This window comes from Desulfovibrio sp. TomC (assembly GCF_000801335.2).
In the GTDB taxonomy this organism is placed as follows: domain Bacteria; phylum Desulfobacterota; class Desulfovibrionia; order Desulfovibrionales; family Desulfovibrionaceae; genus Solidesulfovibrio.
Map to the genome: position 1 here is coordinate 71,375 of NZ_JSEH01000019.1, position 24,087 is coordinate 95,461.

Genomic DNA, 24,087 nt, shown 5'->3' on the forward strand with positions numbered 1-24,087 from the left:
TCCGAGCGGGCGCGCCCATGACGCCCATCGGGCGCGTATCGGGCGCGAAAGCGCCACACAAGGATGTCATGGCTGCGAAAGAATCGGGCGAAAAGCTCATTGCCCTCAATAAAAAGGCCCGTCACCTCTACGAAATTCTCGACAAATTCGAGGCCGGCCTGGTCCTGGTCGGCTCCGAGGTCAAATCGCTTCGGGCCGGGCGCATCAGTTTCAAGGACGGCTACGTCAAGATCCAGGAGGACGAGGCCTTTCTCATCGGCGTGCATATCGCGCCCTATGAAAATGCCGGCGACTTCGGGCACGTGCCGGAACGGCCGCGCAAGCTGTTGCTGCATGCCGGCGAAATCCACGAACTGCGGGTCAAGGTGGAACAGAAGGGGCTGACCGTGGTGCCGCTTCGGGCCTATTTCAAAAACGGCCGGGTCAAGATGGAAATCGCCCTGGTCCGGGGCAAGAAAGTGTTCGACCGCCGCGACGACCTCAAATCCCGGGATCTGGCCCGCGATGCGGCCCGGGAACTGGCGCGGCATTAGGGACGCCCTGTCCCTGCCCGCCCCGGCCGGCTTGCGGCCATGGGCACAACCAAGGAACCATGTATGGGCCGTTACGCGATCACACTGCTTCTTCTGTTGGCGCTGGGCGGCGCGTGTCCCGCCTGGGCTGCCGAGTCCGACGAACGGGTGGAGGTTTTTCTCGACGAGACAGCCGCCCTGTTCGGTCCGTCCGAGGCCGACATCATTCGCAACCTCGGCGCACCCCAGGAACGCCAGACCGTCCCCTTCACCAGCCCCCACGACGACAAACCCTACGAGATCATCACCCTGACCTACGACGGCATGGTGGTGTCGCTCTACAGCATGGAAGAAGGCCAGCGCCAGTTTTTCCACCAGATCCGCATCGTGGCCGCCCCGGTCTGCTTTGCCCGCAAGATCTGCCGGGGCACGACCAAAGACCGCCTGGCTGCGGTGCTTGGCCAGCCCGAAGAGGTGGAAGACAACCAGTGGCGCTACTCCGACATGAGCGGCTACAATGAGCTGGCCTTCACCTTTGACGCGGCCGGGGCCGTGGACACCCTGACCTGGACCGCCGAGGCAGACTGAGCCCATGACCCACGCCCCCCTCCTCGCCGCCGACACCCGCCGCTTTCTGGAAAAAACCTTCCCCGGCGATGCGGCCGTCACCTCGCCTGAGGAAATGTTCGTCTACGGCGCCGACGCCTCCCGCCGCCACGCCATGCCAAGCGCCGTGGTGCGGCCCTCGACCGTGGAGCAGATCCAGGAACTGCTGGCCTTTGCCCAGGCTAACCGTCTGCCCATCCTGCCGCGCGGCCGGGGCACCAACACGGTTGGCGACTGCGTGCCGACAGCCGGCGGCATCGTCGTCTCCACGGCGCGCTTAAACCGCATCCTGGAAATCGACGCCGACGACTTCGTGGCCGTGGTCGAGCCCGGCGTGGTCACCGGCGATCTCCAGGCCGCCCTGGCCAAGGAGCGGCTTTTCTACGCGCCCGATCCGGCCAGCGTGAAATTTTCCACGGTCGGCGGCAACGCCGGCACCTGCGCCGGCGGGATGCGGGCCGTCAAATACGGCGTCACCCGCGACCATATCCTCGGCATTGAGGCCGTGCTCCCGGGCGGCGAACTGATTCATTTGGGCGGGCGCACCCACAAAAACGTGGTCGGCCTCGACCTCACCCGCCTCTTTGTCGGCTCCGAAGGCACACTCGGGCTGATGACCAGGCTTACCCTCAAGCTTTTGCCCCTGCCCGCCGCCACCGCCACCCTGGCCCTGGCCTTTGCCGATGTGGACGCGGCCCTGACCGCCGCCGGCGACGTGTTTCGGGCCGGCATCCTGCCGGTCGCCCTGGAATTTATGGCTCGGGAAGCCATGGCCGCCGTGGCCGCGATCAGCGACGTGCCCTGGCCGGCCGAGGCCGGCGCGGTCCTCCTTATCCGGGTGGACGGCTCGCCTGCGGCCGTGGCCGCCGATCTCCGGTTGCTGGAAGCCGCCACCAGCCCGGCCGGACCGATCTGGACCCGCCCGGCCGCCGCCCGGGCGGACGAAGAGGCCCTCTGGGAACTGCGCCGGTTGCTCAACCCAGCCTCGTTTAAGGCCGCGCCGGACAAGATCAGCGACGACGTCACCGTGCCCCGGGGCCAACTGCGGGCGGCCGCCGCCGGCATCGCCGCCGTGGCTGATGAGCTGCGCCTAAAAATCCTGCTTTTCGGGCACGTCGGCGACGGCAACCTCCACGTCAATATCATGCACGATGCCGCCAATTTGGATGAAAGGGACCGGGCACAGACCGCCCGGGAACGCATCCTTAGCCTGTGCCTGACCCTGCGCGGCACCCTGTCCGGGGAACACGGCGTCGGGCTGGCCAAACTGCCGTTTATCGACCGCCAGCTCTCCCCCCTGGAGCGCGACCTCATGGCCCGGATCAAGGCCGCGTTCGACCCGCACGGCATCATGAATCCCCAGAAGGCCTACTAGCGTGTCCACGGAACTCACCCCCGTCCACTGTCTGCACGGCCAGGGCCGCCGGCCGGAATGCATCCTGTGCGGCCGCTGCCTGTCGGCCTGTCCGCTGTTTGCCGCCACCGGCCGCGAGGAACTGTCCCCGCGCGCCAAATTTTTCCTGGCCCGGGCCGTGGCCGAGGGCCGGGCCGAGCTGTCGGCTACGGCCGCCGAGATCCTCACCACCCAGTGCCTGTCCTGCGGCCGCTGCGAAAACGCCTGTCCGCTGGGCCTTTGCGGCCCGGATCTGGTGGCCGAGCTGCGCGCCTCCCATCCCGGCTTCGCCGGCTTTCTCTGGAAGCTGTGGATCGAGCGGGCCGGGCTCATGTGGCCCCTGGCCCGGTCGCTCGCCCGCCTCCTTCCCGGCTCGGTCCCCATCGAGGCCGTGGCCCGGGCCCGCGACTCCCTGGCCGCCATGGGGGCGGGCGACGCCCCCACGCCCTGGCTTGCGCCCAAGACCTTCGACATCCGCCATCTGGGCAAAAAAGCCGTGCTTTTTGCCGGCTGCGTGGCCGAGCACGCCAACCCGCGCTGGAAGGATGCGGCCAAGCGTCTCCTGGCCGGCCTTGGCGTCGACCTCCTGCCCGATCCGGGCTTTACCTGCTGCGGCTGCACCCTGGGCCATTCCGGCGCGCCCGAGGCCCAGGCCGCCATGCAACAGCAAAATATCGAGGCCTGGCGAAAGGCCGGCCGGCCGCTCCTGGTCGTCTTTTGCGCCACCTGCCGCTGCGGGCTTCGGGCCTACGCCCGAAAGGACCTGGGCTTGGCCATGGACGAAATCGGCCTGTGGCGCGACAACCTCGTCTCCCTGGCCGAACTTTTGGGCGACACCACCTTTGCCGTGGCCGAGGCCGCCCCGGCCGCCGTTCGCTACCACCGCCCCTGCCACGGGGCCGGCGGCAACCAGGACCTGGACTTTTTGCGCCGGGCCATGGGCGCACGTCTCGTCTTTCACGAAGACGAGACCCCCTGCTGCGGCTTCGGCGGCCTGACCAAACTCACCGCGCCGGCCCTCTCCGACGCCGTGGCCCAAAACGCCCTGGACATCTATGCCCCCAAACCCGGGGAACAGATCGTCACCGGCTGTTCCGGCTGCGTCACCCAGCTGCGAAGCCTCGCCCCGGACGGCGTCGTCGTCGGCCACTGGCTGGAGTGCATCGACTGACGCATCCGACCCACACCCGACAGCTTTTCGAGGCGGCCAAACGCCGCCTCGCATCCATAAGGAGTCCCGAGTATGTTGAAATCCCTTGCCCGGACGGTGTTCGGGTCACGCAATGACCGCTATTTGAAAGGCCTTCGCCCCATTGTCGAGGCGATCAATGCCTTCGAGCCCCAGGTCAAGGCCCTTGACGACGAGGCCATCCGCGCCCGTATCGTGGAGCTGCGCCAGGAAGTGAGCGACGGACGCACCCTGGACGACATCCTGCCCGAAGTCTTCGCCATCGTGCGCGAGGCCTCGGTCCGCTCCCTGGGCATGCGCCACTACGACGTGCAGCTCATCGGCGGCGTCACCCTCCACCAGGGCAAGATCGCCGAGATGAAGACCGGCGAAGGCAAGACCCTGGTCGCCACCCTGCCCGTGGTCTTAAACGCCCTGTCCGGCAAGGGCGTGCACCTGATCACGGTCAACGATTACCTGGCCCGCCGCGACGCCGCCTGGATGGGCAAGCTCTATGCCTTCCTGGGACTGACCGTCGGCGTCATCCTGCACGGCCTGACCGACGAGGAGCGCCAGCAGGCCTACGGCGCGGACATCACCTACGGCACCAATAACGAGTTCGGTTTCGACTATCTGCGCGACAACATGAAGTTTTACCAGGAGCAGCTGGTGCAGCGGCCGCTCAACTTCGCCATCGTCGACGAAGTGGACTCCATCCTCATCGACGAAGCCAGAACGCCGCTGATCATTTCCGGCCAGGCCGAGGATTCCTCGGTGCTCTACGCCCGGGTCAACGCGCTTATTCCCATGCTCCACCGCGAGACCCATTTCACGGTGGACGAAAAAGCCCGCACCGTGCTGTTGACCGACGAAGGCGTCATGCGCATGGAAGACGTCCTCAAGGTCGACAACCTCTTCGACGCCGCCAACATCACCCTCCAGCACCACGTGCTCCAGGCCTTAAAAGCCCACCACATCTTCCAGCGCGACGTGGATTACGTGGTCAAGGACGGCGAAGTCATCATCGTCGATGAATTCACCGGCCGGCTCATGCCCGGCCGGCGCTATTCCGACGGCCTGCATCAGGCCCTGGAGGCCAAGGAACTGGTCAAGGTCGAGTCCGAGAACCAGACGCTGGCCACCATCACCTTCCAGAACTACTTCCGCATGTACAAAAAGCTGTCCGGCATGACCGGCACAGCCGACACCGAGGCGGTGGAATTCCGGGAAATCTACGGCCTGGAAGTCATCTCCATCCCCACCAACCAGCCCATGGTGCGCAAGGACTTCCCGGACCTCGTCTACAAGACCCAGCGGGAAAAGTTTGAAGCCATTGCCGCCGACGTCAAGGAACTGCACAAGCTCGGCCAGCCGGTGCTGGTCGGCACGGTCTCCATCGAGAAATCCGAGATGCTCTCGGAAATGCTCAAAAAGACCGGCGTGCCCCACGACGTCTTAAACGCCAAGAACCACGAGAAAGAAGCCGAGATCGTGGCCCTGGCCGGCCACGCCGGCAAGGTCACCATCGCCACCAACATGGCCGGCCGCGGCACCGACATCGTGCTCGGACCCGGCGTGGTCGAGCTGGGCGGCCTGCACATCCTCGGCACCGAACGCCACGAATCCCGGCGCATCGACAACCAGTTGCGCGGCCGTTCGGGTCGCCAGGGCGATCCCGGCTCCTCGCGCTTTTATCTGGCCCTGGACGACGACCTCATGCGTCTTTTCGGCTCCGACCGCTTAAAAGGCCTCATGGACAAGCTCGGCATGGAAGACGGCGAGCCCATTGAAAACCGCATGGTGTCGCGGGCCATTGAAAACGCCCAGAAGCGCGTGGAAGCCCACAACTTCGATATCCGCAAACAGCTGCTGGAATACGACAACGTCATGAACCAGCAGCGCGAGGTCATCTACTCGCGCCGCCGCGAACTCATGGCCACCACCGAACCGGACGCCTTCGTCATGGCCAGCATCGACGAGATCGTGGACGAGATATTCGCCCCCCTGGAAGGCGCCAAGGCCGGAGCTGATCCCGAACTGCTGGCCGTCGCCGCCGCCCAGATCGAGGATATTCTCGACCTGAAAATTGAACTGACAAGCGGCGATCTCACGGAAAAAGAGACGGTCCTCGAATCCGCCAAGAGCCGCCAGCGCGAACTGTCCGACACGGCCGGGGCGCACTACAAGGAAGTGGCCCGCTACTTCCTCCTCGACAGCCTGGACCGCCACTGGAAGGAACATCTGCTGTCCATGGACCACCTGCGCGACGGCATTGGCCTGCGCGGCTATGGCCAGAAAGACCCCAAGCAGGAATACAAGCGCGAAGGCTTCGAACTGTTCCAGCAGCTCATCTACAGCATGCGCGACGCCGCCATCCGGTCCATGTCCCGGGTGCGCATCCGGGCCGAGGTGCAGGAAGAGGAGTTCCAGCACAAGAGCGATACCGCCAACGTGCAGTATTCCGGACCGGACGCCGACGCCGAACCGGCCAAAAAGGAACCCACGCGGCGCGAGGCCCCCAAGGTCGGCCGCAACGATCCCTGCCCCTGCGGCTCGGGCAAGAAATACAAGAAGTGCCACGGCGCAAAATAGCCGTACCGGTCCCGGGGCGAGGCCCAAAAGCGTCTCGCCCCTTGCCCGACGCGCCGGTTTTTTCTAAAGCAGGAGGGTAACGCCGCAGGCGTATTCTTCTGACACTCTCCGGGAGGCGCGTTTGCGTCGGCCGGTTTTTCCCGGGCCGCCCACGGCGCGCCCGACTGGTGGGCCATGTTCGCGATTATCGGCATTGTGGTGGTTCTCGCCTGCGTCTTCGGCGGCTTCCTGCTCGAAGGCGGCCATATGGGCGTGCTGTTCCAGCCCATCGAACTGCTCATCATCGGCGGCGCAGCCCTTGGCTCCTTTTTCATCTCCTCGCCCAAATCCATCGCCCTTGGCACCTTCAAACACGTCATGCACGTGTTTACCGGCAAGGAACCAACGGCCGGCGACTATTCCGACCTGCTCTCGCTCCTCTTCGAACTGATCAACATCGCCCGGCGCGACGGCATCGTGGCCCTGGAACCGCATGTCTCCAAGCCCGAACAGTCCGCCACCATCAACCGCTACCCGGGCATCGCCAAAAACAAACAGCTGGCCTATTTCATCTGCGACAACATCAAGTGCCTGCTCTCCGAAGGCATCGACGCCCACCGCTACGACGACCTCATGCGCACCGACATTGCCACCATGCACCACCACGCCATGATCGCCCCGGGAGCCGTGACCAAGATTGCCGACGCCCTGCCCGGCCTTGGCATCGTGGCCGCGGTGCTTGGCATCGTTTTGACCATGGGCAAGATCAACGAGCCGCCGGAAGTGCTCGGCCACAGCATCGGCGCGGCCCTGGTCGGCACCTTCCTCGGCATCCTCATGAGTTACGGCTTTGTCGGTCCCATGGCCGTCAACCTGGAATACCAGGCCAAGGCCCAGCAGCACATGCTCCACGTGGTCAAGGAAGTGCTGGCCGCCTTCAACTCCGGTTTCTCGCCGCTACTGTCCGTGGAAATGGGCCGCCGGGCCATCCCCGACGACGTGCGGCCGAGCATGGAAGACATGGAAGGGGCGCTTCGTGGGAAAAAATGACGGCAAGACCGTTGTCATCTACCGCGAGTCCGACGAGGGCCACGGCGGACACCACGGCGGTTCCTGGAAGGTGGCCTACGCCGACTTCGTGACGGCCATGATGGCCTTTTTCCTGCTCCTGTGGCTGGTGGTGTCGCTCAAACCCCAGACCAAAACGGAGCTGTCCCTGGTCTTTCAGGACAAGAACGTGCCGTCCAAGGAAAAAGTCCAGAACCTGGAAAAAGTGCCCACCTTCATCAGCCCCGACGCCATCAAGGGCAATCCGGAATTCAAGCTTTCCCAGGAAAACAAGCTCAAGTACGAAATCGCCATTCTGATCAAGGAACTCATCACCTCGGATCAGGCCGTCAAGAACAACTCCGGCGTCAGCAACGACTCCTCGGGCGTGCTCATGCAGGTCAACAGTTCGGTCATGTTCAAAGCCGCCTCGGCGGAACTGACCCCGGCCGCCCGAAAGGTCCTGGACGGAGTGGCCAAGATCCTGCGCGATTTCAAGATCAATCTCACCGTGCGCGGCCACGCCGACGACGAGGAAGGCTCCGGCCCCTATCCGTCCAAATGGGAACTGTCCGCGGCCCGGGCCGCTTCCGCCGCCCGCTACCTGTCGGAAAAGGCCGGCATCCCCACCACCCGCCTGCGGGCCGTGGGACTGGCCGACAGCCAGCCGCTGGTGCCGCCCACCTCGTCCGAAAACAAGGCCCGCAACCGGCGCATCGAATTCTTCTACACCAGCCCGGACATGCGCCCGGGCGAACGCTCCCAGGACGGGCCGTAGTTGCGAGGGACGTGAAGTGAAGAGATGAGAAGAGGGGAAGATGCCTCCGGCGGCGGGGGGATGATTCCCCCGGACCCCTGCAAATGGGGTGGGGGGTGAGGCGCAGCGCCGCCGGAGCAGCCGGCCCCTGAAAAAGGGAAACAAGGGGAAGCCATGCACTACGACATTGTGTTCCACCTCGACCAGGGCCAGGCCGAACTCGATATTGCCGTTAGCAACATCAGCAATGTCTTCAAAGCCCTGCCGGAAGAAAAATTTACCCTCGTCCTGCTGGTCAACGGACCGGCCATCAAGCTCATGGTCAAGGATACGGACAACTGCGCCAAGCTCCTCACACTGTGCGGCCAGGGGTTGGAGCTTCGGGTCTGCAACAACGCGCTCACCCATTTCAATATCGCACCCGAATCGCTGTGCCCGGCCTGCCGCATCGTTCCCGCCGGCATCCTCGAACTCGTCAACCTCCAACGCCAGGGCTTTGCCTACATCAAACCCTAGGACGAGGCCACGCCGGACCATGCCCCCAACACCCGCCGAGCTTCTTCAAAAGCACAAGCTTTTTAGCAAATTGAGCGGTCAGGTCGTCTGGAATCTGGCCGAAGAGGCCGGGGCCGGCGCAAGCCAGCTCGAGGCCTTCATGGATTTTTTCGAAGCCCAAAAGGCCCGGGCCGCCGCCCTTCTGGACGCCCTGGCCCGCGATCCGGACCTCTGGCTCATCCTCGATCTGGACGCCGCCGCAACGGCCTGCCCGGCTTGCGCCCGGCTGGCCGGTCTGGCCGTCCCGGCCACGCACCCGGCCATGCTCGACTACCTGCCGCCCTTTGGCCTGGGCTGCTCCCTGACCGGCCGTCCGGGCAGCCCGGACCAGACCCAGGCCGGGACCGCCGCGTCCTTGCCGCCGGCCCCGGTCCACAAGCTGTGCTGCGACCAGCGGCCCCTGACCCTGCTGCTGGCCGAACGCACGCCCGCCGCCGACGCATCCTAGCCCCGGCCGGCCGGCAGATGTTCCCGCCCGCCCCGCCCAGGGCCGCCAAACGGCAACGACCGCCGGCCGTCCGCGATACAGGCGGACAACCAGCGGTCGTCGTTGCGGGCAAGGCCCAGGACCGGCGTCCCTGGCCGGGACGCCGCAAGCGGCCTAGGGTCCGATGTAGATCGGCGGCAGGTACAATTGGATGCCCGGAGCCGGACGCGGAGCCGGACGACAGGCCCCGGCCTGCCAGAACGTGCCCGGCGGGCAGACCGGCGGCGGCGGCGGCGCATAGGGATACGGGTAATAGCCCGGCGGCGGGACCGGAACCGGGACATAGGGCACCGGCATGCAACCACGCGGGCCGTCCCAGAAATAGCCCGGCGGACAGGGCCGCCGCGCCTCGGCATCACCCGCCACGACCACGGCAGCCAGCACAAAGCCGGCCAGCAGGCAGAGACAGAGCAGTTTTTTCATAACCATCTCCTGGCTTGGGGCTGGCCGAAGGGATGGCCAAACCCCGCATTTGCCTTGTGGCACACTCCGCCGGTCCTTGGCAAGACGGACGGGTCAGGGAGTGCCCTGGCCAAGGCTTATCTGGCGGATGATGCCGGAAAGCCGCTCCATGGAGGCCTCAAACGCCGCCCGATTCTTGGCCTCGCCGCTCACCACGGCGGCCAGCGCGGCCACCGTCTCCCGCTCCACCCCGTAAAATCCGATCAAAAGCCCGAGATCGCGCCGCTCCTCCGGCCCAAGCCGCCCCATGAGCCGGTCCTTGAAGACGCCCATGACCAGTTCGGCATACCGCCCCATGTCGGCCAGGACCTGCCCGGCCTGCTCCCGGCTGATCAGGCCCTTCTCATAGCGCGCCGCCACCCCGGCCAACGCTTCGTGCCCAAGCACCAAGCCCTGCCCGGCCAACATGCCGATGGTCTGCAACATTGCCTCGCGCGACGGGTCCTTGGCCGTCTGCCCCAGAGCGGCCGAAGCGGTCAGGAGACAAAGAACCACAACCAGTCCGGCAAAACGCCGCGCAAATCCCATGCCCACCTCCTTGGATTCCCCTCCACCCTGCCGCAACCGAAAGCCGGCGGCAACCCCTTGCCCCGTCCGCTCCAGGCGCGCCCATCCAGGGGGTCCGGGAGGGATGATCCCGCCCGGCGGGTCCAGGGCAACGCCCTGGCGGGGCCTGGGGCAACGCCCCAGTAGGGTCTGGGCTGCGCCCCTGCTTCTTCACCTCCCCCTTCGCCTACGCCTGGGCGCAGTCGGCCGGGTCGCCGCGCAATTTGTCCAGGCCGTGGGGGATGGCGGGCATGAGGGCGGCCAGGGTTTCGCGCACGGCCTTGGGGGAGCCGGGCACGTTGACGATGATGGCCTGGCCAAGCGTGCCGGCCACGGCGCGCGACAGCATGGCGTGGCGGGTTTTGGCCAGCGAGGCCATGAGCATGGCGGTCTCGAAGCCGGGCAGGCGTTTTTCGATGACGGCCAGGGTGGCTTCGGGGGTGGTGTCGCGGGGCGAGAGGCCGGTGCCGCCGGTGGTGACGATGAGGTCGAAACCCTGGGTCAGGGCCAGATCGACGAGGAGCGCTTTGAGTTGGGCCGGCTCGTCGGGCAGGATATGGCCTTTGGCCAGGCTTATGGTCAGGGAGGCGGCGCAGGTTTCGGCAATGGCCGGGCCGGCGGCGTCGACGCGAAGGCCCTGGCTGCCTTTGTCGCTTAACGTGATCCAGGCCAGGGCAAGGCCCTGGCGGTTTGGGCTGAAACGGGTTTCGCCGGCCGGGAGGCTGCCCGGGGTGAGGACTTTGGCGCAAAGGACGCGGCTGGCCGGGACATCGTCCTGGCCGGGGCGGGAGTGGACGCCGATGAGTTGCAGGACCGGGCTGCCCCCCTCGGGCGTGAGCGTCGTCCCGACGGCCAGCCGGGGCAGGCGTCCGGCGGCAACCAGGCGCACGGCATAGTCGGGTGCGTCGGTTTCAAGAATATGAAGCCGTTGGTTGGCGGCGAGGGTCAGGCTGGCTGCGGTAGACAGGGAAAGTCCCATGGCGGCATCCTTTGCGGGCCTTGCGGTTTTTTGGTGGTTGGGTCAAAAGCGTGGCAACGATACGTCCGGCATGGACGGCTTATCAAGTGAGGAGAACGGATGAAAGGCATCATCTTGGCCGGCGGTTCCGGTACGCGGCTCTATCCCATCACGCGGGTGGTGAGCAAACAGCTTTTGCCCATCTATGACAAGCCCATGATCTATTACCCGCTGTCCGTGCTGATGCTGGCCGGCATCCGGGATATTTTAATCATTTCGACGCCGACCGACCTGCCTCGTTTTCAGGAGATGCTTGGCGACGGCAAGAGCCTTGGCGTGACGTTCACGTACAAGGTGCAGCCCAAGCCCGAGGGATTGGCCCAGGCGTTTTTGCTGGGCAAGGAATTTATCGGCAAGGATTCGGTCTGTCTGGTGCTTGGCGACAACATCTTTTACGGCCAGGGGCTGGCCACGGTCTTGCAGCGAAGCGCCCGGCTGACGGACGGCGGCGTGGTGTTCGGCTACAAGGTGCGCGATCCCAAGCGGTATGGCGTGGTCGAGTTTGACGCGGAAAAAAACGTCATCAGCATCGAGGAAAAGCCGGAGCATCCCAAGTCCAAGTTTGCGGTGACTGGACTGTATTTCTACGACAACGACGTGGTGTCGGTGGCCGAGGGGCTGACCCCTTCGCCCCGGGGCGAGCTTGAGATCACGGATCTCAACAACGTGTATCTGCAACGCGGCAAGCTCAAGGTGGAGTTTCTCGGGCGCGGCTATGCCTGGCTTGATACCGGCACCCATGAGTCGCTGCTCCATGCCTCGAGCTTTGTCCAGGCCATCCAGGAACGCCAGGGCGTGCTGGTGGCCTGCATCGAGGAGATCGCCTACCGCATGGGCTATATTGATGCCGGGCAGGTGGAGCATCTGGCCAAGGACATGCTCAAAAACGATTACGGCCAGTATCTGATGGAGATGATCCGCGAGGCCTAGGCTGGTGCGGCTTGTTGATTTTCGGGCGGGGAGCGGTCTCCCCGCCTTTTTTTGGGTCGTGAGCCGAAGCCCGGGGAGGAGTACAGCCCCGGGAAGACGTCGCCGTCCGTCGAACAAAAAAAAGCCGCCCGGAGGCGGCTTGCAATCGGAACGATCCGGCGGGGAGCGCCGGCCGTGGCCTAGTGGTGGTCTTCTTTGAGGAACTGGCGGATACGGACGATGGCCGTGGCGACAATGATGGCCATGTAGATGTAAATAGCCGTAACCCCGAAGAAGCCCTGCTCGGTGGAATGGCCCATATTCGTGATGAGTTCCGAAACCATGCTCATAGCCGCTACTCCTTCGGATCAGGTGGATCGTGAAATTGGTGACGAGGAAGATACACCGGGGGCAGTCTTTCCGTCAACCTCTCCCTGCGATTTGTCCGGGAACGCGCCTGGGCAGCCTGTCGGCCTGCCCTACGACGGAGCGAAAGACTCTTCCGTTTTTGCGAAAGTCGGGTTAGAAAATGGACTGGAGAGGTGTTCCGTGGCAAAGCCCCTAGACCAGCCGCCCGTCCGGGGCTTTTTCCCAGCCCTTGCGGCCGGCTGTGCCACATCACTTGTCCTGGCCCTGGGCCTGCTGACCGCTGCGGACTGGTACCGGATGCATCTGTGGCTGGTCTGGGAGCCCTGGCGGCTCAACATCTTTTATCTGACCGTGGCCGTCTGCGTGCTCCTGCCCGGAGGGCTGGTCGGGCTGCTCGTGGACCGCGAGCGCCGGCTTCGCTGCAATCTTTCGGGCCAGGGCGCCGAGATCCTCCGGGCCAGGGCCGATCTGGACCGGACCCACCGGGCGCTTGTGGCCTTAAGCTCCATCAATCATGAACTGATTCGGGCCACGGACCGCGAAGGCCTTTTCAGCCGCATCGGCCAAATTCTGGTGGAGCAGTCCGGCTACAGTCTGGTCTGGGTAGGTATAATCGAGCCGGGACCGGAAAAACGGCTGCGGGTGGCGGCCCGGGCCGGCCAGGACAGCGCCTGGCTCGACACCTTGGACGCCCACTGGGATGCGTCCCCCCGGGGACACGGCCCCACCGGCACGGCCGTCCGGGAGGCGCGTCTGGTCATTATGGCCAACATGCAGGACGAACCGTTTTTCAAGGATTGGCCGAACCGCCCGGCCGGGCTCGACCGCTATCACAGCGCCTTGTCGTTGCCGCTGCGGGTGGCCGGTCGCCCGGCCGGGGCCATCACCATTTACGAAACGGCGCAGCGGGATTTCAGTGACGAGGAAGTCGGGCTGCTCACCCAGATGGCCGACGACGTCTCGTACGGGCTGGAATTTATGCGGCTCGGGCTTGGCCGCGAGCGCACCTCGAAACTGTTGCGTCAGGCCCTTCGGACCGGTGCGGCCATGTCGCGCACCGCCCTGGAACTGGCGGCCGGCGGCCAGGACCTGCGCGCCCTGGCCAGCCACGTTCTCCAGCACGCCCTGTGGCTGACGGGCAGTCCTTTGGGCGCCGTCGGCATCGTCGTCCGACCGACCGGCCGCCTGGACTGGCTGGCCGTGACCCAGGCCGACGGCACGATCCGGCCCCTGCGGCCTGAGGAGTGCGACCTCTTCCAGGATGACGGCGGCCGGTTCGGCGGTCCCTTTGCGGCCACCTTAAACGAAGGCGTCCCGCTCCGTGTCGACCGACCGACCACGCTGGAAGGTTTTGGTCCGGCCCAGCCCGGCCTGGAACGGGTGTCCCGGTTTCTGGCCCTGCCGTTGCGGCCAACCGGCGAGGAGCCACGGGGCCTCATTTTGCTGGCCGATGCCGCCGCCCCCTATGCCGACCGGGATATCCGGGCCGTGGGCCGGCTGTCCGTGCTGTTCGAGATGGCGGTGACCCGGCGGCAGGTCGAGGAAGAACTGATCTCGGCCAGACGCCGGGCCGAGGCGGCCAGCGAAGCCAAAACCCAGTTTTTGGCCAATATCAGCCATGAACTCCGCACGCCCATAAACGGCATCCTGGGCATGGCCCAGCTGGCCGTGCTTGAGGGCAAGGCCGTCGGCGAAACGGAATACTGGCAGACCGTGCGCGACGCCACCGACCGGCTGGTGGAGATCGTGGACAATCTGCTGGAATTGGCCAATGTCGAATCCGGCTCCCTCTCGCCCATGCTGCGGGAATTCGGCCTGCGCCGGCTGCTTGACTCGCTTCGCAGCTCGTTTTCGATACGGGCCGGGCTGGCCGGGCTGACCTTTGATCTCAATGTCGACGCCACCCTGCCCGATAAGCTCTTGGGCGATCCCTTCCGGCTGCGCCAGATTCTCTCCAATCTCATCGACAACGCCATCCGTTTCACCCCGGCCGGGGGCATCTCGGTGCAGGTGCGCCGGTATGAGCCGACCCAGTCCGGGGGGACGCGCCGGGTCTTCGTCGCCGCCGATTTCAGCGGCGTGAGCCTCGTTTTCAGCGTGACCGACACCGGCATCGGCATCGCAGCCGACAAACTGGCCGCCATCTTCGAGAGTTTTGCCCTGGGCGAGGACTACCTGACCAAGCGCTACGGCGGCACGGGCATGGGGCTGTCCATTGCCCGCCGGCTGGCCGAGCTGCTTGGCGGCAGCATCTGGGTGGAGAGCCAGCCGGCTTATGGCAGCACGTTTTATCTGACCGTGCCCATGTGGCCGGTGGTCGCGGAACTCGACGCGCCCCCCTCAGGAGAGGCCGAGATGATCCCCCTGCCGCCGCTTCGGATCATGGTGGTGGAAGACGAGGCCATCAACCGTCTGGCCCTGGCCCGGGGGCTGCGCAAGCTCGGCCACGACGTCATCGAGGCCGGCAATGGCGAGGATGCCTTGCGCCGCCTGTCCATGGAGCGGGTGGACGTGGTGATTATGGACGTCCAGATGCCGGTGATGGACGGGCTGACCGCCGTGGCCCACATCCGAAACGGCGAGGTGCCCGGCACCAACCGCCGCCTGCCGGTGGTGGCCCTGACGGCCTACGCCCTGGAAGGCGACCGCCAACGCTTTTTAAACGCCGGCATGGACGAGTTCGTGACCAAGCCCTGCGACATGGACCAGCTGCTGCGCGCCGTGGCCAAGGTGGTGGAGATCAAGCCGGCGGGTTAGGCCAACCGCTGCCGGTCCAGGCTGCGCAGATTGACCGCCTCGGCCAGATGCTCCACCCGCAGGTCGGCGGCGGCGTCGAGATCGGCGATGGTGCGGGCGATGCGCAAAATCCGCGTGTGCGACCGGGCCGACAGGCCAAGACGCCGCACAGCACCCTCCAAAAAGGCATGGCCCTCGGCCGAAAGCCGGCAATGGGTGGACAACGAGCGCCCGGACAGCCGGCCGTTGACCGTGATCGGCATCCCGGCATAGCGCGCCGCCTGCACCTCCCGGGCGACCAACACCCGCTCCCGCATGACGGCCGAGGTGACCGGCGAGGCCTCGGCCTTGAGGTCCTTGTACGGCACGGCCGGCACCTCCACCTGCAAATCGATGCGGTCGAGAAGCGGCCCGGACAGGCGCGCCCGGTAACGCCGCACCTCGGCGTCGCCGCAGGTGCAGGCGTGGCGCTCGTCGCCCAGGTAGCCGCAGGGGCAAGGGTTCGGTACAGATTTCAAACTCAATTTATTCAGCATTATTGAATAGTTATATGACTTTACACTTTGAATTTCCCAAGACAATCTTCTGCAAAGGATACCCCGCAGCGCCCCGCTTTCTTGGAGAGGAAATCCGAAAAAAACGGATGGACCTCGGCCTTCAAATAACTGACTTGGCCGAAGCTCTGTCCGTTGACGAGAGCAGTATCCTCAACTGGGAAATACGCGGAGTCAAGCCAAAGAGGGGAAACTTGCGGAAGATTGAACAGTTCCTAAAAAAAGGTACGGCAGGGGTGGGGTGGGATAGAATCTCTGGTAACTAATCGAACCGGCAGCCGTCTTAACTCATCAATAGTATTGCGAAACTCCTAAGCAGCTTTAGCTTCTTCGGTAGACTCAGTTTTTGTACTATCGCAATTCTTTAGACAAAAAATGGATTTAACAAAGATATTGTAATGCAAGTCTCTCTGCTCTTGCGACTCGAAGGGGACAAAATTGAAAACTACATCCCAGTTGTGTCTCGATTTTTTCTTTTCCAAAGTGATGTCCTTCTTTGATAGTTAAGGACATCTTAGTGTAAAAATCCGGCCCGAATTGGCCCCGTTAATTGCGTCGAATGGGTCCTCTGTCGTCGCCCTACCCAGTCATAGCCAATGTGCCCCCCCGGTGACCATTTGCCCATTTTCCCGAGAGTGCCCTAATCCAGCACGGCCGGGGGGGCATAGGCATGGGCAAGGCGAACAGCACTATTCGGGTTAGGTGGCATTTTGTTGGCCAACCTTAACCCATCTCGTATTCTGCGCAGAAAGGCACACAGGGAGTTTTTATTTGCAAATAGGGCGCTAGGCCGTCTGAGGTGGAAACTGCCCTGTGCTTGGCGTACACGCGGAAAATGGCCAGACCTTCGATACGCCAGGGCGCGGTGCATTTCTCGTGGCAGTCAGCACTCGGGAGGCTCTTGAAAGCCAAACAGCCCCTGGCCGTTATGGCGCAGGGGCTGTCGTCTTTTGAATGGTCCAGCAGGGCTAAATGTCGGTGTAAAAGTCGTCAGTTCCGGTCGAACCGACATGAGAATCCCAGCCGTCCTCGTTCCCATGAGGCAGCATTTCAGGAGCAATATTGTTTTCCTGTCCATTCTCGGCACCCTCCCCGCGACGACGGAAGGTGTCCTTAAAGCATTCACTGAAATCCAAATGAAGAACGCGGTGGTGGATACCATTCACGAACTTGCGGGTACCAATGCGGTCAGGATCACTGCTCAGGACAATCCCGCGTTCATGGAGGCGCTTCCAAAGGCGACCCTTGGTTTCAAGGTTAAATCCCTTGGACTTAGTTTTGTTGTGAGCGATTTCGTAGCTGGTGGCGGGCAGCAGGTAGAGGTTATTGCCATTGATCCAGCCCATGCAAAATCCATTTTTTTGCCACTCACCGTTGACGTTAGACCAGCCAATAAATCCCTTACGTTCAAAAGAATGGAATTCGTTGGGGTTAATGAAGTTAAAGTGGCCCGCTCCGTCGGTCATGGCTTCGATAACCTGATCGAAGAAGAAGTCAACAGCATCATCAAAGTAGAAAACCTGATTCTGGTTGTATCCGAGTTCAAGGAAGACAGCCTTCGCATGGTCCATAAACATCGATGCCTCGGCATCAGTAATAGCGCTGATGCTCTTTGCGTAATACATGAACATCCCAAGACCAATAAAAAGCTTCGCAGTATTGTCAGGAGTCCTGGAATGGATAGCGCGAAGTTCGCCGAACTGCTCACGCATCTTCTCGAATTGAGCAGGGATGAAATCCTTAAGACTGTCGTAATTAGTAGCAAGCCACTTGATGTAACCAGCCATAGCATTTTCAAAAATGCCGTCCTTGGCATACTGCTGCATCTCGGTGAGTTCGTTGGAATCAATATCCCCCTTGTTGAGCTGGACGACGAAAAGACGAGCAAGAAGGCTGTCACCCCTCGGCAACGTTTCGCCGCTGGTCATAATCATGGCACGGGAAAAAAAGCTCCGGGCCAACGCGTTTTGAAACATCCGTTGACGACCGGCGGTATTCCCCTGTCCACGGAAAATACGCTCCGCCTTTTTCTCCAAGTCCTTGTAACCAAAAGAGGACTTTTCGTTGCGCAGGTAGGCAAAGTCGTCGATGACGAAAAGCGCATCCTTGGCAACAAAGGCCATGATTTCGAGGGCGTTCTCGGTGGAGGTCCAGTTGCCGGGCAGGTTATCGTGGAACTCCCGTCCATAGTGGCTCTGGCAAAGCATGGTCAGCTGGGACTTGAAGGACCCGGTCGCGCCGTAAAGAAACACAGAGAGATCAAGAGGCACCATGCCCTGGAGCGGGGCCAGGTAGGTCGCCCCCAGGAGGGGGAGAATGACTTTGCTCGGGTTCATCTGGGCAAGAGCCAGGCAGGACTGGACAGACTGGACAAGTGCTTCGTGGTCATCGGCCGGGTTAATGGAGATCTTGCTCAAGCGAGGATCTTCAATGGAGACTTCGTAGGCGGCGGCGTCCATGTCGGTGCCAATCGCGGAGCCATTCGTCAGGTAGGTGTGTCCGAGACCGTGGGTGGATTCAGTCCAGCCCGTGTGGCTCACGACCGTCTTTTTCGGCACCACTCCGCTGATCACGCGAATCGCCAGGGGCAGGAGGTGCTTCACCTGCTTGATGGGATAGACCATGGCGAGCGAACCGTACTCACTGATCCAGCGCAGAGAGTCGAACTTGTCGGACGGAACACAAATGCTCGGGAGGGGAGAACCGTCGCAAAGGGCCGCTTCGATAAGGAAATAAATCTTGGAATTGATGCCGTCGGTGACAGTCCTTTCTTCAACAATCACGGAAGAAAAGTTACAAAGCTTGTCGTTGTTGTCGTCATCCCCGTGAACCTGCGAGATACACCCTTCAATAATGCCAAAGTTAAAGTTGCCGTGCGGATTAAGCATGTCAATCTCCTGTTGTTTGCAGTGGGATCATTGCTTCCAATGACCCCACTGTAGCCCAGGAGTGGGAGGCGAGGAGGCCCCGATTTTAGGCCCTGGTGGATCCTTTTTGGGGGGGGCTTGATCTCGAAAATGGTTAATGGTTGGACCGTTTTTTCTTTTTGTAGTTGGCAATCCACCGTCCAATGGATTTCTTCGAAACACGGCTATACCCGTAGTCGTTAGCGACTTGTGACAAGAAGTCTTTGTGCAATTCGCGGTCAAGCTTTAAATATTCCAAAGTAAGCATGTCTATGTGCTGTAGAGAAATCTTAACAAAATGTTCTGAATTTGCATTATAATAATCACGCATCCGCTTTCTTCTGTCTTGACTGCATGTGGAAAGCTTTTGAGCTGAATAACGTCGTGAGTCAAATTCAGGGCGAATTTTCCCAATCATGACGTTGTAGAGCAAAGCGGCCTCTTCTTCTGCTTTGGGGAGGATTGTATCCATTCTCATTGGGAGTTTTTCTTCAATAATTGTATTGTATTCTTTGTAGATATCGACGGTTTGCTGTCCAAGTTCTTGAAACTTGTCGGAGTGGGTCTCGATCCCTATCACGCTTAGCCGGCCTACTAGCGCATTAAATTTACAGAGTTGTTCGGTGAAAATGGTATCTGACAATATCGATTCCCACCAAGCAGTGAGCCTCAATACACCTGCAGGCTGCAGTTCTCGTGGTTCAATGATAAATCTATTCCAGTGGTATAGAATTTTGGAACATTTTGCTTTGATCTTTTCTTCAAGAATCATGAGAGCCTGAACAGTCTTGAGCTTTATCAATTCCTGAGAATCACATGAAAATTTGGCCAGAATATTGATAGAACCTGTGTTGATGAAATTGATTACGGTCGTGTAGCCAGAGTCTTCGGCGCTTGCGGGAACAATATTGTATGATGCTCTGTCTCTTCCAATGAAGATGTTGCCAAGAAAATCAGAGAGAACATCCTTGTCCTTGGCTTTGATGACATTGACGCCATCCACTTCATGTTCTTCTAGGTCAATAAAGATCGTATAATAAAAACAGACAAAACGAATAAATTCGTAGGCGAAGACCATGTCGTATGACTGTGTTTTAATTTGCTTGATTTCTTCAATGATGGTCTCTTGTGATGGAATTTCAAAGTAGTTGTCTGGATTTGATTCGAATGTGCCGCACAGTTGGTTCAGAAGAATAATATATTCGCTAATAAGGAGAAGGAATTCCGCAGGAGCTGAATTGCGAACAGGAAAAGCAGACGGGTTAAGCAAAAACAAAACTTTCTGTAGCTGAAGGGTGCAATAGTCGTAGAAGTTATCAATATTATTTTCTTTGTCTTTAAAGATAGCCTCCGCAACCAAGTCTTTGCCCATAATGGAGATGAGCTTGGAGCAGATTTCAAATGGGAACTTCGCCATGAGTTCCATAGTGTTTGCGTGTGAAATTCTCCCAACCTCTGTGTCGGTGACGCCATGGGCGGGGACTCGGTCAGAACCAAGGAGAATCGCTGCTGTCATTGAACGGTCTTTGGAGAAGGAAAAGCGCGCGAAACCCAGGTTCAAATCCGAGGTGGACTGTGCGTCTGCAGGCATAAGTGAATTCCTCCTGGCGACATGTTTGATCGAGGGGCCTTACCACGGGCCAAAAGGCTTGCAAATGGCAAAATGGTTTCGGCGTAGGCCCGCGATAGTCGTATGTATCTTGTTTTGCAGTAATTTTTTCAAAGGATCCGTGGGCTAGTTTTCGTTGATCCCCATTGAGGACCCCATCCCGCCTAGCATTGGCTCCAGCTTGAACGCAAAAGCAAAGGAGCCAAGACATGAACACCATCACTTTCATTGCTACGGCGAACATTGTTCCCAACTCTGGTTATTCTCGCGCTGTTATGGATCAGGACTTGATTGAATTTATCCGCAATAGCATTCGCCAGAACAACGGTCTTAAGCCTGGGAATGCTCTCAAGGTCCGCCAGATTCCCAATAACACCTTTGAAATTATTGATGGCCATATTCGTTTTGAGGCCGCCAAGCAGGAAAATATCGATGAACTTCCTTGCATTGTTGTGGAAATGGACGACGACGAAGCCTACATGGCCTTGATCCACGAGAACAAGTGCCAGGAGATGACTGCCTTGGACATCGGTATTCATGCTCTGGGATTCGAGGCGCGTGCGGGTGGCCGGGGCAACAAGAGCGACCTCACGCTTTACGCCGAAAAGATCCGTAAGCACCCCCAGAACGTCCGTTTGTACCGTGATGGTGCCAAGGTGTACAAGCGCATTGAGGCTGAACTGACCTACGAGGATAAAATGAAGCTTCGCAGCAAGGCCACTGTTTTGTGTGACTTTAAGAATCTTAATGATCGGTCTTGGTTGGGTTTGTCCAAGATCGTGGTCAACGGTAAGTATGGCACCCCCGATCTGAAGAAGGGAATCCGTCTCGTGAAGAAGGTCATGGAGATGGATAACGGTGATGAATGGATCGACGCCTTTTTGCCCTATGAAAAGATTATTAAGCTTTCTATGTTGAAGCATACGAGTTTTCACATCATTGCTCCTGTTTTTTATGAGCTTAATCGCCTTAAGCAGTTCTATGAAAACAATCCTGGAGCTGGTAATATTAATGAACTTTACGATTGGCTTGCCGAGCATGGCCTTGAAACTGACCAGAATGGCGTTGAACGGCTTAAATTTCGGAACATTGTCAAATACTGTAATTCTATCATGAACGTGAACAACAAGGAGATGGCTTCGTGGGTCGAAGGCGATTGCCTCGAACACATCCATGAAATTCCTGATGGTTCTGTGGCTCTTCTGCTGACTGATCCTCCCTATGGTTGTACGTACCGTTCCATTTCTGACAGGACTAACCGGACCATCGCCAACGACAATCCCGAGGATGCGACCCGTATTCTTAAAGAAAGCCTTGAGCAGCTCTACCCCAAGATGAAGGATGATTCGTATATCGTTGTGTTTAGTGGCGACAAGATGCTGGCGGACTTCATTAACGTTATCAAGACGGCTGGCTACCATTACGAGGGAGTGGCTATTTGGAAGAAGTCCCAGCACACGCAAGGGTCTCTTATCTGCGGCCTTCGCCCCATCACCGAGAAAATTATTTATGCCACCAAGGGGAAGCCTGTCCTGTATAATGCTATCAATGACCACTTCGAGTATCCCAACGCTAAGAACGAGTTCCACCAGACCGAAAAGCCGGCGGGTCTCCTTCGGGAGTTGATTGGGGCCATGACTGTTCCCGGGGACAGCGTCGTTGACTGCTTCGCTGGTTCCGGCTCCACGGTGGTCCAGGCCAAGGCGATGGGGCGCAATTGGTGGGGCTGTGTCCTTGACTCCGATGACTACCAGAACGGGTACATGCGCCTGAATGAGGAACTGCCTGAAGCTGCTTAACATACTTACTTGGTATTGAATGGTCTGGATTGGTTGGAAAATTTTGGTCCAACATCGTCCTCCCCTTGATAGGGTGCGTGTTTCCGAGTAATCCTAAGAAATGGTATCCCAAGAGTCGCTTGTCATCCGGGTATGGCCGTAGGGACCGATACAACGTCAAAATGCCGGCTTTCCTCTCTGAATGAGGAACCGGCATTTTGGCGTTCCCATTGGTGAAGTGATGAAGAGAGGGGCGTTGGCCTGCCCTTCCCCTGCCAACCCAAGGAGAAGCTGATGCTGCCGCGAAGAGCCGTTAAAACGTTCCTGTTGGCTATCCTGCTGCTGGTCGGAATGTCCGCGTCGGCAATTGCCCACGAAAATGGCGACAACGACAACTACCGGCTCTACGATGAAAAAGGGCGGTATCAGGGCAGGGTCCAAGACGATAAGATGTACGACGCCCGTGGTCGGTACGAGGGACGTTTGAAGGAAAGCTCGGATGGGAAGACTGTCCGAATTTACGACAACAAAGGCAACTATCAAGGGCGCGTCAATAACGACAAGATTTACGATTCTAAAGGGACTTATGAAGGTCGTGTGAAAGAAAGTGACAAAGGCGACTCTTATAAAATTTATGATAATAAAGGCAGCTACAAGGGTCGAGCAAAGAAGTATTAATCCGGCCAGCGAGGCTATTTTTATAGTAAACGATTATAAGGCAATTTCTTACAATATTGCCTCGGCAACGAAACGATGTCTAGATGGATTGTAGATATGTCTTTGTTTGTTTTTATGGCCAAGGCCTAGCGGCTAGAGGTAGAGTTTTGCGCAGGGCTAAATAAGAATATTTTTAGGAGCATAAGTAATAGTTGATGGCTAAGAAGTGTGACGATAAATATCGCATGTCGTTTACAGTTATTGGGCTATTGCATGCCGAGTCATTGTTTGTTGCAGAAAAGTATTTAATTTTAAAGGACTGGAATTCTGTTGGAGATTTAGTTGTTGCGAACAATTTACTACAAGCCAGAACGCTGAGTACTCTCAAGCGAATTTGCCGAGAAGTCGTCTCTCGGCTTAAAACGTTAAGCCTTGGTGAACTAGAATTTTTGATTGATGCTAGCCACCAAGATCAAGCCTATCTCCTCTGGATTGCTGTTTGCCGTCGGTACAGATTTGTCGCTGATTTTGCAACAGAGGTGCTTCGAGAGCGGTACATCTCTCTAAAAAGTGATTTGACACACGAAGACTTTGATTCGTTCTTCAACCGCAAATCCGAATGGCATTTGGAACTTGATGAGATCACTCCGGCGACACGAAACAAATTGCGGCAGATCCTGTTTAGGATGCTTCGTGAAGCCAATCTCTTGACGACCAATAATATCATACACGCAGCCATGCTCAGCCCAAGACTGTTGGAGCTGATCTGTCAAGGCAGACGCAGGGACGTTATGTGCTTCCCTGTATTTGAATCAGAACTGAAAGGGATGTCGTAGTGACAGTACATGTAGCCATAATGTCGATGCAGGACCGATTTCAGCATCTCTTTGCAGTGATCTCGGGCCAGCGATTTCTCAATAAGCAAGGTCTCGGTAACGAGGTTCCGTTCTTTATCTGTCCTTTCAGGCCGGAAGAATCTGTCGAAATGGAGCGGCTCCAACGTCAGCTGGTCAATCGCCTTGAGCAGGCCGGAGTTCGGATTCTGGAGATCAATCTGTATGACCTTTCGATACAAATCCTCAAAGATCGCGACATCTGGAATCAGATTGTCGAGATGGAGGATTCTGTCTCCAAAGAACAGCTCAAAGAGTTGTTGCAAGGCGTACTGGACCCTGAAGCTCATCTTATTCCGGCCATAGCAAACAAGATGGCCAGTGCCGATTTCGAGGTTCTTTTTATGTCCGGTGTGGGCGAGGTATTCCCCTACATCCGTTCGCACAATGTTTTGAACAATTTGCAGAGCACGGCGAAAGAAAAGCCTACCGTCATGTTTTTCCCTGGAGCCTACACCCACTCCCTGGAATCCGGGGCATCGCTTGATCTCTTCGGAAGGCTGCATGACGACAAGTACTACCGAGCATTTAACATCTTTCACTGTGAAGCATAA

At 59.5% G+C, this 24,087-nt stretch carries 22 protein-coding genes and 1 pseudogene; 16 read left to right on the forward strand and 7 right to left on the reverse strand.

Features of this window, described 5'->3' with window-relative positions; genetic code table 11:
• Window positions 1-68 precede the first annotated feature (68 nt).
• From smpB to NY78_RS16860, 9 genes are all read left to right on the forward strand, one after another.
• Window positions 69-533: an SsrA-binding protein SmpB gene (gene smpB / locus NY78_RS16820; RefSeq protein ID WP_043638415.1), complete on the forward strand. Its 465-nt coding sequence runs from the start codon at window positions 69-71 to the stop codon at window positions 531-533.
• 63 nt (window positions 534-596) lie between these two features.
• Window positions 597-1,100 carry a hypothetical protein gene (locus NY78_RS16825; protein WP_043638418.1) on the forward strand — a complete coding sequence of 168 codons (504 nt, stop codon included), beginning with the start codon at window positions 597-599 and terminating at the stop codon, window positions 1,098-1,100.
• A gap of 4 nt (window positions 1,101-1,104) precedes the next feature.
• Window positions 1,105-2,493 carry an FAD-binding oxidoreductase gene (locus tag NY78_RS16830; protein ID WP_043638421.1) on the forward strand — a complete coding sequence of 463 codons (1,389 nt, stop codon included), beginning with the start codon at window positions 1,105-1,107 and terminating at the stop codon, window positions 2,491-2,493.
• Window position 2,494: 1 nt separating this feature from the next.
• Window positions 2,495-3,682, forward strand: a complete 1,188-nt coding sequence (locus NY78_RS16835; RefSeq protein WP_043638423.1) for a (Fe-S)-binding protein — start codon at window positions 2,495-2,497, stop codon at window positions 3,680-3,682.
• Window positions 3,683-3,754: 72 nt separating this feature from the next.
• On the forward strand, window positions 3,755-6,271 hold the full coding sequence (gene secA, locus NY78_RS16840; RefSeq protein ID WP_043638425.1) for a preprotein translocase subunit SecA: 2,517 nt from the start codon (window positions 3,755-3,757) through the stop codon (window positions 6,269-6,271).
• A gap of 174 nt (window positions 6,272-6,445) precedes the next feature.
• The gene (motA, locus tag NY78_RS16845) at window positions 6,446-7,300 is read left to right on the forward strand and encodes a flagellar motor stator protein MotA (protein ID WP_043638427.1); all 855 of its coding nucleotides are present in this window, start codon (window positions 6,446-6,448) and stop codon (window positions 7,298-7,300) included.
• Window positions 7,287-8,075 carry an OmpA/MotB family protein gene (locus tag NY78_RS16850; protein ID WP_043638429.1) on the forward strand — a complete coding sequence of 263 codons (789 nt, stop codon included), beginning with the start codon at window positions 7,287-7,289 and terminating at the stop codon, window positions 8,073-8,075. Before motA ends, NY78_RS16850 begins: the two co-directional genes overlap by 14 nt.
• A 153-nt stretch (window positions 8,076-8,228) precedes the next feature.
• A complete protein-coding gene (locus NY78_RS16855) occupies window positions 8,229-8,570 on the forward strand; it encodes a DsrE family protein (protein WP_043638430.1) in 342 nt (113 codons plus the stop codon).
• A 19-nt stretch (window positions 8,571-8,589) separates the two neighbouring features.
• On the forward strand, window positions 8,590-9,057 hold the full coding sequence (locus NY78_RS16860; protein ID WP_043638433.1) for a hypothetical protein: 468 nt from the start codon (window positions 8,590-8,592) through the stop codon (window positions 9,055-9,057).
• 153 nt (window positions 9,058-9,210) lie between these two features.
• Here NY78_RS16860 and NY78_RS16865 read toward each other — a convergent pair whose 3' ends face one another.
• The 3 genes from NY78_RS16865 to NY78_RS16875 form a co-directional block, all read right to left on the reverse strand.
• Window positions 9,211-9,519 (reverse strand): hypothetical protein, encoded by a 309-nt coding sequence (locus NY78_RS16865; RefSeq protein WP_043638435.1) that lies wholly within the window; start codon window positions 9,517-9,519, stop codon window positions 9,211-9,213.
• A 93-nt stretch (window positions 9,520-9,612) separates the two neighbouring features.
• A complete protein-coding gene (locus NY78_RS16870; protein WP_043638436.1) occupies window positions 9,613-10,086 on the reverse strand; it encodes a hypothetical protein in 474 nt (157 codons plus the stop codon).
• 205 nt (window positions 10,087-10,291) lie between these two features.
• The gene (locus tag NY78_RS16875) at window positions 10,292-11,083 is read right to left on the reverse strand and encodes a MogA/MoaB family molybdenum cofactor biosynthesis protein (protein ID WP_043638438.1); all 792 of its coding nucleotides are present in this window, start codon (window positions 11,081-11,083) and stop codon (window positions 10,292-10,294) included.
• Window positions 11,084-11,182: 99 nt separating this feature from the next.
• On the opposite strand from NY78_RS16875, the gene rfbA reads away from it, so the two are divergent.
• Window positions 11,183-12,052: a glucose-1-phosphate thymidylyltransferase RfbA gene (gene rfbA / locus NY78_RS16880; RefSeq protein WP_043638442.1), complete on the forward strand. Its 870-nt coding sequence runs from the start codon at window positions 11,183-11,185 to the stop codon at window positions 12,050-12,052.
• Between the two features lie 179 nt (window positions 12,053-12,231).
• Here rfbA and NY78_RS25290 read toward each other — a convergent pair whose 3' ends face one another.
• Window positions 12,232-12,381, reverse strand: coding sequence for a hypothetical protein (locus tag NY78_RS25290; protein WP_197084268.1), 150 nt, complete (start codon window positions 12,379-12,381; stop codon window positions 12,232-12,234).
• Window positions 12,382-12,580: 199 nt separating this feature from the next.
• On the opposite strand from NY78_RS25290, the gene NY78_RS16885 reads away from it, so the two are divergent.
• Complete coding sequence (locus tag NY78_RS16885) at window positions 12,581-15,157, forward strand: GAF domain-containing hybrid sensor histidine kinase/response regulator (RefSeq protein WP_043638444.1); 2,577 nt, start codon at window positions 12,581-12,583, stop codon at window positions 15,155-15,157.
• On the opposite strand, the pseudogene NY78_RS16890 reads toward NY78_RS16885, so the two are convergent.
• Window positions 15,154-15,654 (reverse strand): annotated as a pseudogene (locus NY78_RS16890) (ATP-binding protein); the annotation flags it as partial. The gene NY78_RS16885 and the pseudogene NY78_RS16890 sit on opposite strands and share 4 nt — an antisense overlap.
• A 32-nt stretch (window positions 15,655-15,686) precedes the next feature.
• Here NY78_RS16890 and NY78_RS25900 point away from each other — a divergent pair.
• Entirely contained in the window at window positions 15,687-15,956 is a 270-nt protein-coding gene (locus NY78_RS25900; protein WP_156180973.1) for a helix-turn-helix domain-containing protein, read from the forward strand.
• A 702-nt stretch (window positions 15,957-16,658) separates the two neighbouring features.
• Here NY78_RS25900 and NY78_RS16895 read toward each other — a convergent pair.
• Complete coding sequence (locus NY78_RS16895; RefSeq protein WP_043638451.1) at window positions 16,659-18,578, reverse strand: DUF927 domain-containing protein; 1,920 nt, start codon at window positions 18,576-18,578, stop codon at window positions 16,659-16,661.
• Window positions 18,579-18,711: 133 nt separating this feature from the next.
• Entirely contained in the window at window positions 18,712-20,187 is a 1,476-nt protein-coding gene (locus NY78_RS16900; RefSeq protein WP_043638453.1) for a hypothetical protein, read from the reverse strand.
• Between the two features lie 227 nt (window positions 20,188-20,414).
• Between NY78_RS16900 and NY78_RS23215 the strand changes: the two genes are divergently transcribed.
• The 4 genes from NY78_RS23215 to NY78_RS16920 all read left to right on the forward strand — a co-directional run bounded on the left by NY78_RS23215 (window position 20,415) and on the right by NY78_RS16920 (window position 24,087).
• Entirely contained in the window at window positions 20,415-22,004 is a 1,590-nt protein-coding gene (locus tag NY78_RS23215; RefSeq protein ID WP_053062252.1) for a DNA methyltransferase, read from the forward strand.
• A gap of 273 nt (window positions 22,005-22,277) precedes the next feature.
• Window positions 22,278-22,661: a hypothetical protein gene (locus NY78_RS16910; RefSeq protein WP_047960254.1), complete on the forward strand. Its 384-nt coding sequence runs from the start codon at window positions 22,278-22,280 to the stop codon at window positions 22,659-22,661.
• A gap of 194 nt (window positions 22,662-22,855) precedes the next feature.
• Entirely contained in the window at window positions 22,856-23,476 is a 621-nt protein-coding gene (locus tag NY78_RS16915; protein WP_043638455.1) for a DUF1819 family protein, read from the forward strand.
• A 20-nt stretch (window positions 23,477-23,496) separates the two neighbouring features.
• Window positions 23,497-24,087, forward strand: a complete 591-nt coding sequence (locus NY78_RS16920) for a DUF1788 domain-containing protein (RefSeq protein WP_043638512.1) — start codon at window positions 23,497-23,499, stop codon at window positions 24,085-24,087.

Coding starts and splice junctions, on each gene's coding strand:
- smpB (WP_043638415.1), top strand. CDS start 69: ATGGCTGCGAAAGAATCGGGCGAAAAGCTCATTGCCCTCAATAAAAAG.
- NY78_RS16825 (WP_043638418.1), top strand. CDS start 597: ATGGGCCGTTACGCGATCACACTGCTTCTTCTGTTGGCGCTGGGCGGC.
- NY78_RS16830 (WP_043638421.1), top strand. CDS start 1,105: ATGACCCACGCCCCCCTCCTCGCCGCCGACACCCGCCGCTTTCTGGAA.
- secA (WP_043638425.1), top strand. CDS start 3,755: ATGTTGAAATCCCTTGCCCGGACGGTGTTCGGGTCACGCAATGACCGC.
- motA (WP_043638427.1), top strand. CDS start 6,446: ATGTTCGCGATTATCGGCATTGTGGTGGTTCTCGCCTGCGTCTTCGGC.
- NY78_RS16855 (WP_043638430.1), top strand. CDS start 8,229: ATGCACTACGACATTGTGTTCCACCTCGACCAGGGCCAGGCCGAACTC.
- NY78_RS16860 (WP_043638433.1), top strand. CDS start 8,590: ATGCCCCCAACACCCGCCGAGCTTCTTCAAAAGCACAAGCTTTTTAGC.
- NY78_RS16865 (WP_043638435.1), bottom strand. CDS start 9,519: ATGAAAAAACTGCTCTGTCTCTGCCTGCTGGCCGGCTTTGTGCTGGCT.
- NY78_RS16870 (WP_043638436.1), bottom strand. CDS start 10,086: ATGGGATTTGCGCGGCGTTTTGCCGGACTGGTTGTGGTTCTTTGTCTC.
- NY78_RS16875 (WP_043638438.1), bottom strand. CDS start 11,083: ATGGGACTTTCCCTGTCTACCGCAGCCAGCCTGACCCTCGCCGCCAAC.
- rfbA (WP_043638442.1), top strand. CDS start 11,183: ATGAAAGGCATCATCTTGGCCGGCGGTTCCGGTACGCGGCTCTATCCC.
- NY78_RS25290 (WP_197084268.1), bottom strand. CDS start 12,381: ATGAGCATGGTTTCGGAACTCATCACGAATATGGGCCATTCCACCGAG.
- NY78_RS25900 (WP_156180973.1), top strand. CDS start 15,687: ATGACTTTACACTTTGAATTTCCCAAGACAATCTTCTGCAAAGGATAC.
- NY78_RS16895 (WP_043638451.1), bottom strand. CDS start 18,578: ATGCTTAATCCGCACGGCAACTTTAACTTTGGCATTATTGAAGGGTGT.
- NY78_RS16900 (WP_043638453.1), bottom strand. CDS start 20,187: ATGCCTGCAGACGCACAGTCCACCTCGGATTTGAACCTGGGTTTCGCG.
- NY78_RS23215 (WP_053062252.1), top strand. CDS start 20,415: ATGAACACCATCACTTTCATTGCTACGGCGAACATTGTTCCCAACTCT.
- NY78_RS16910 (WP_047960254.1), top strand. CDS start 22,278: ATGCTGCCGCGAAGAGCCGTTAAAACGTTCCTGTTGGCTATCCTGCTG.
- NY78_RS16915 (WP_043638455.1), top strand. CDS start 22,856: ATGGCTAAGAAGTGTGACGATAAATATCGCATGTCGTTTACAGTTATT.
- NY78_RS16920 (WP_043638512.1), top strand. CDS start 23,497: ATGTCGATGCAGGACCGATTTCAGCATCTCTTTGCAGTGATCTCGGGC.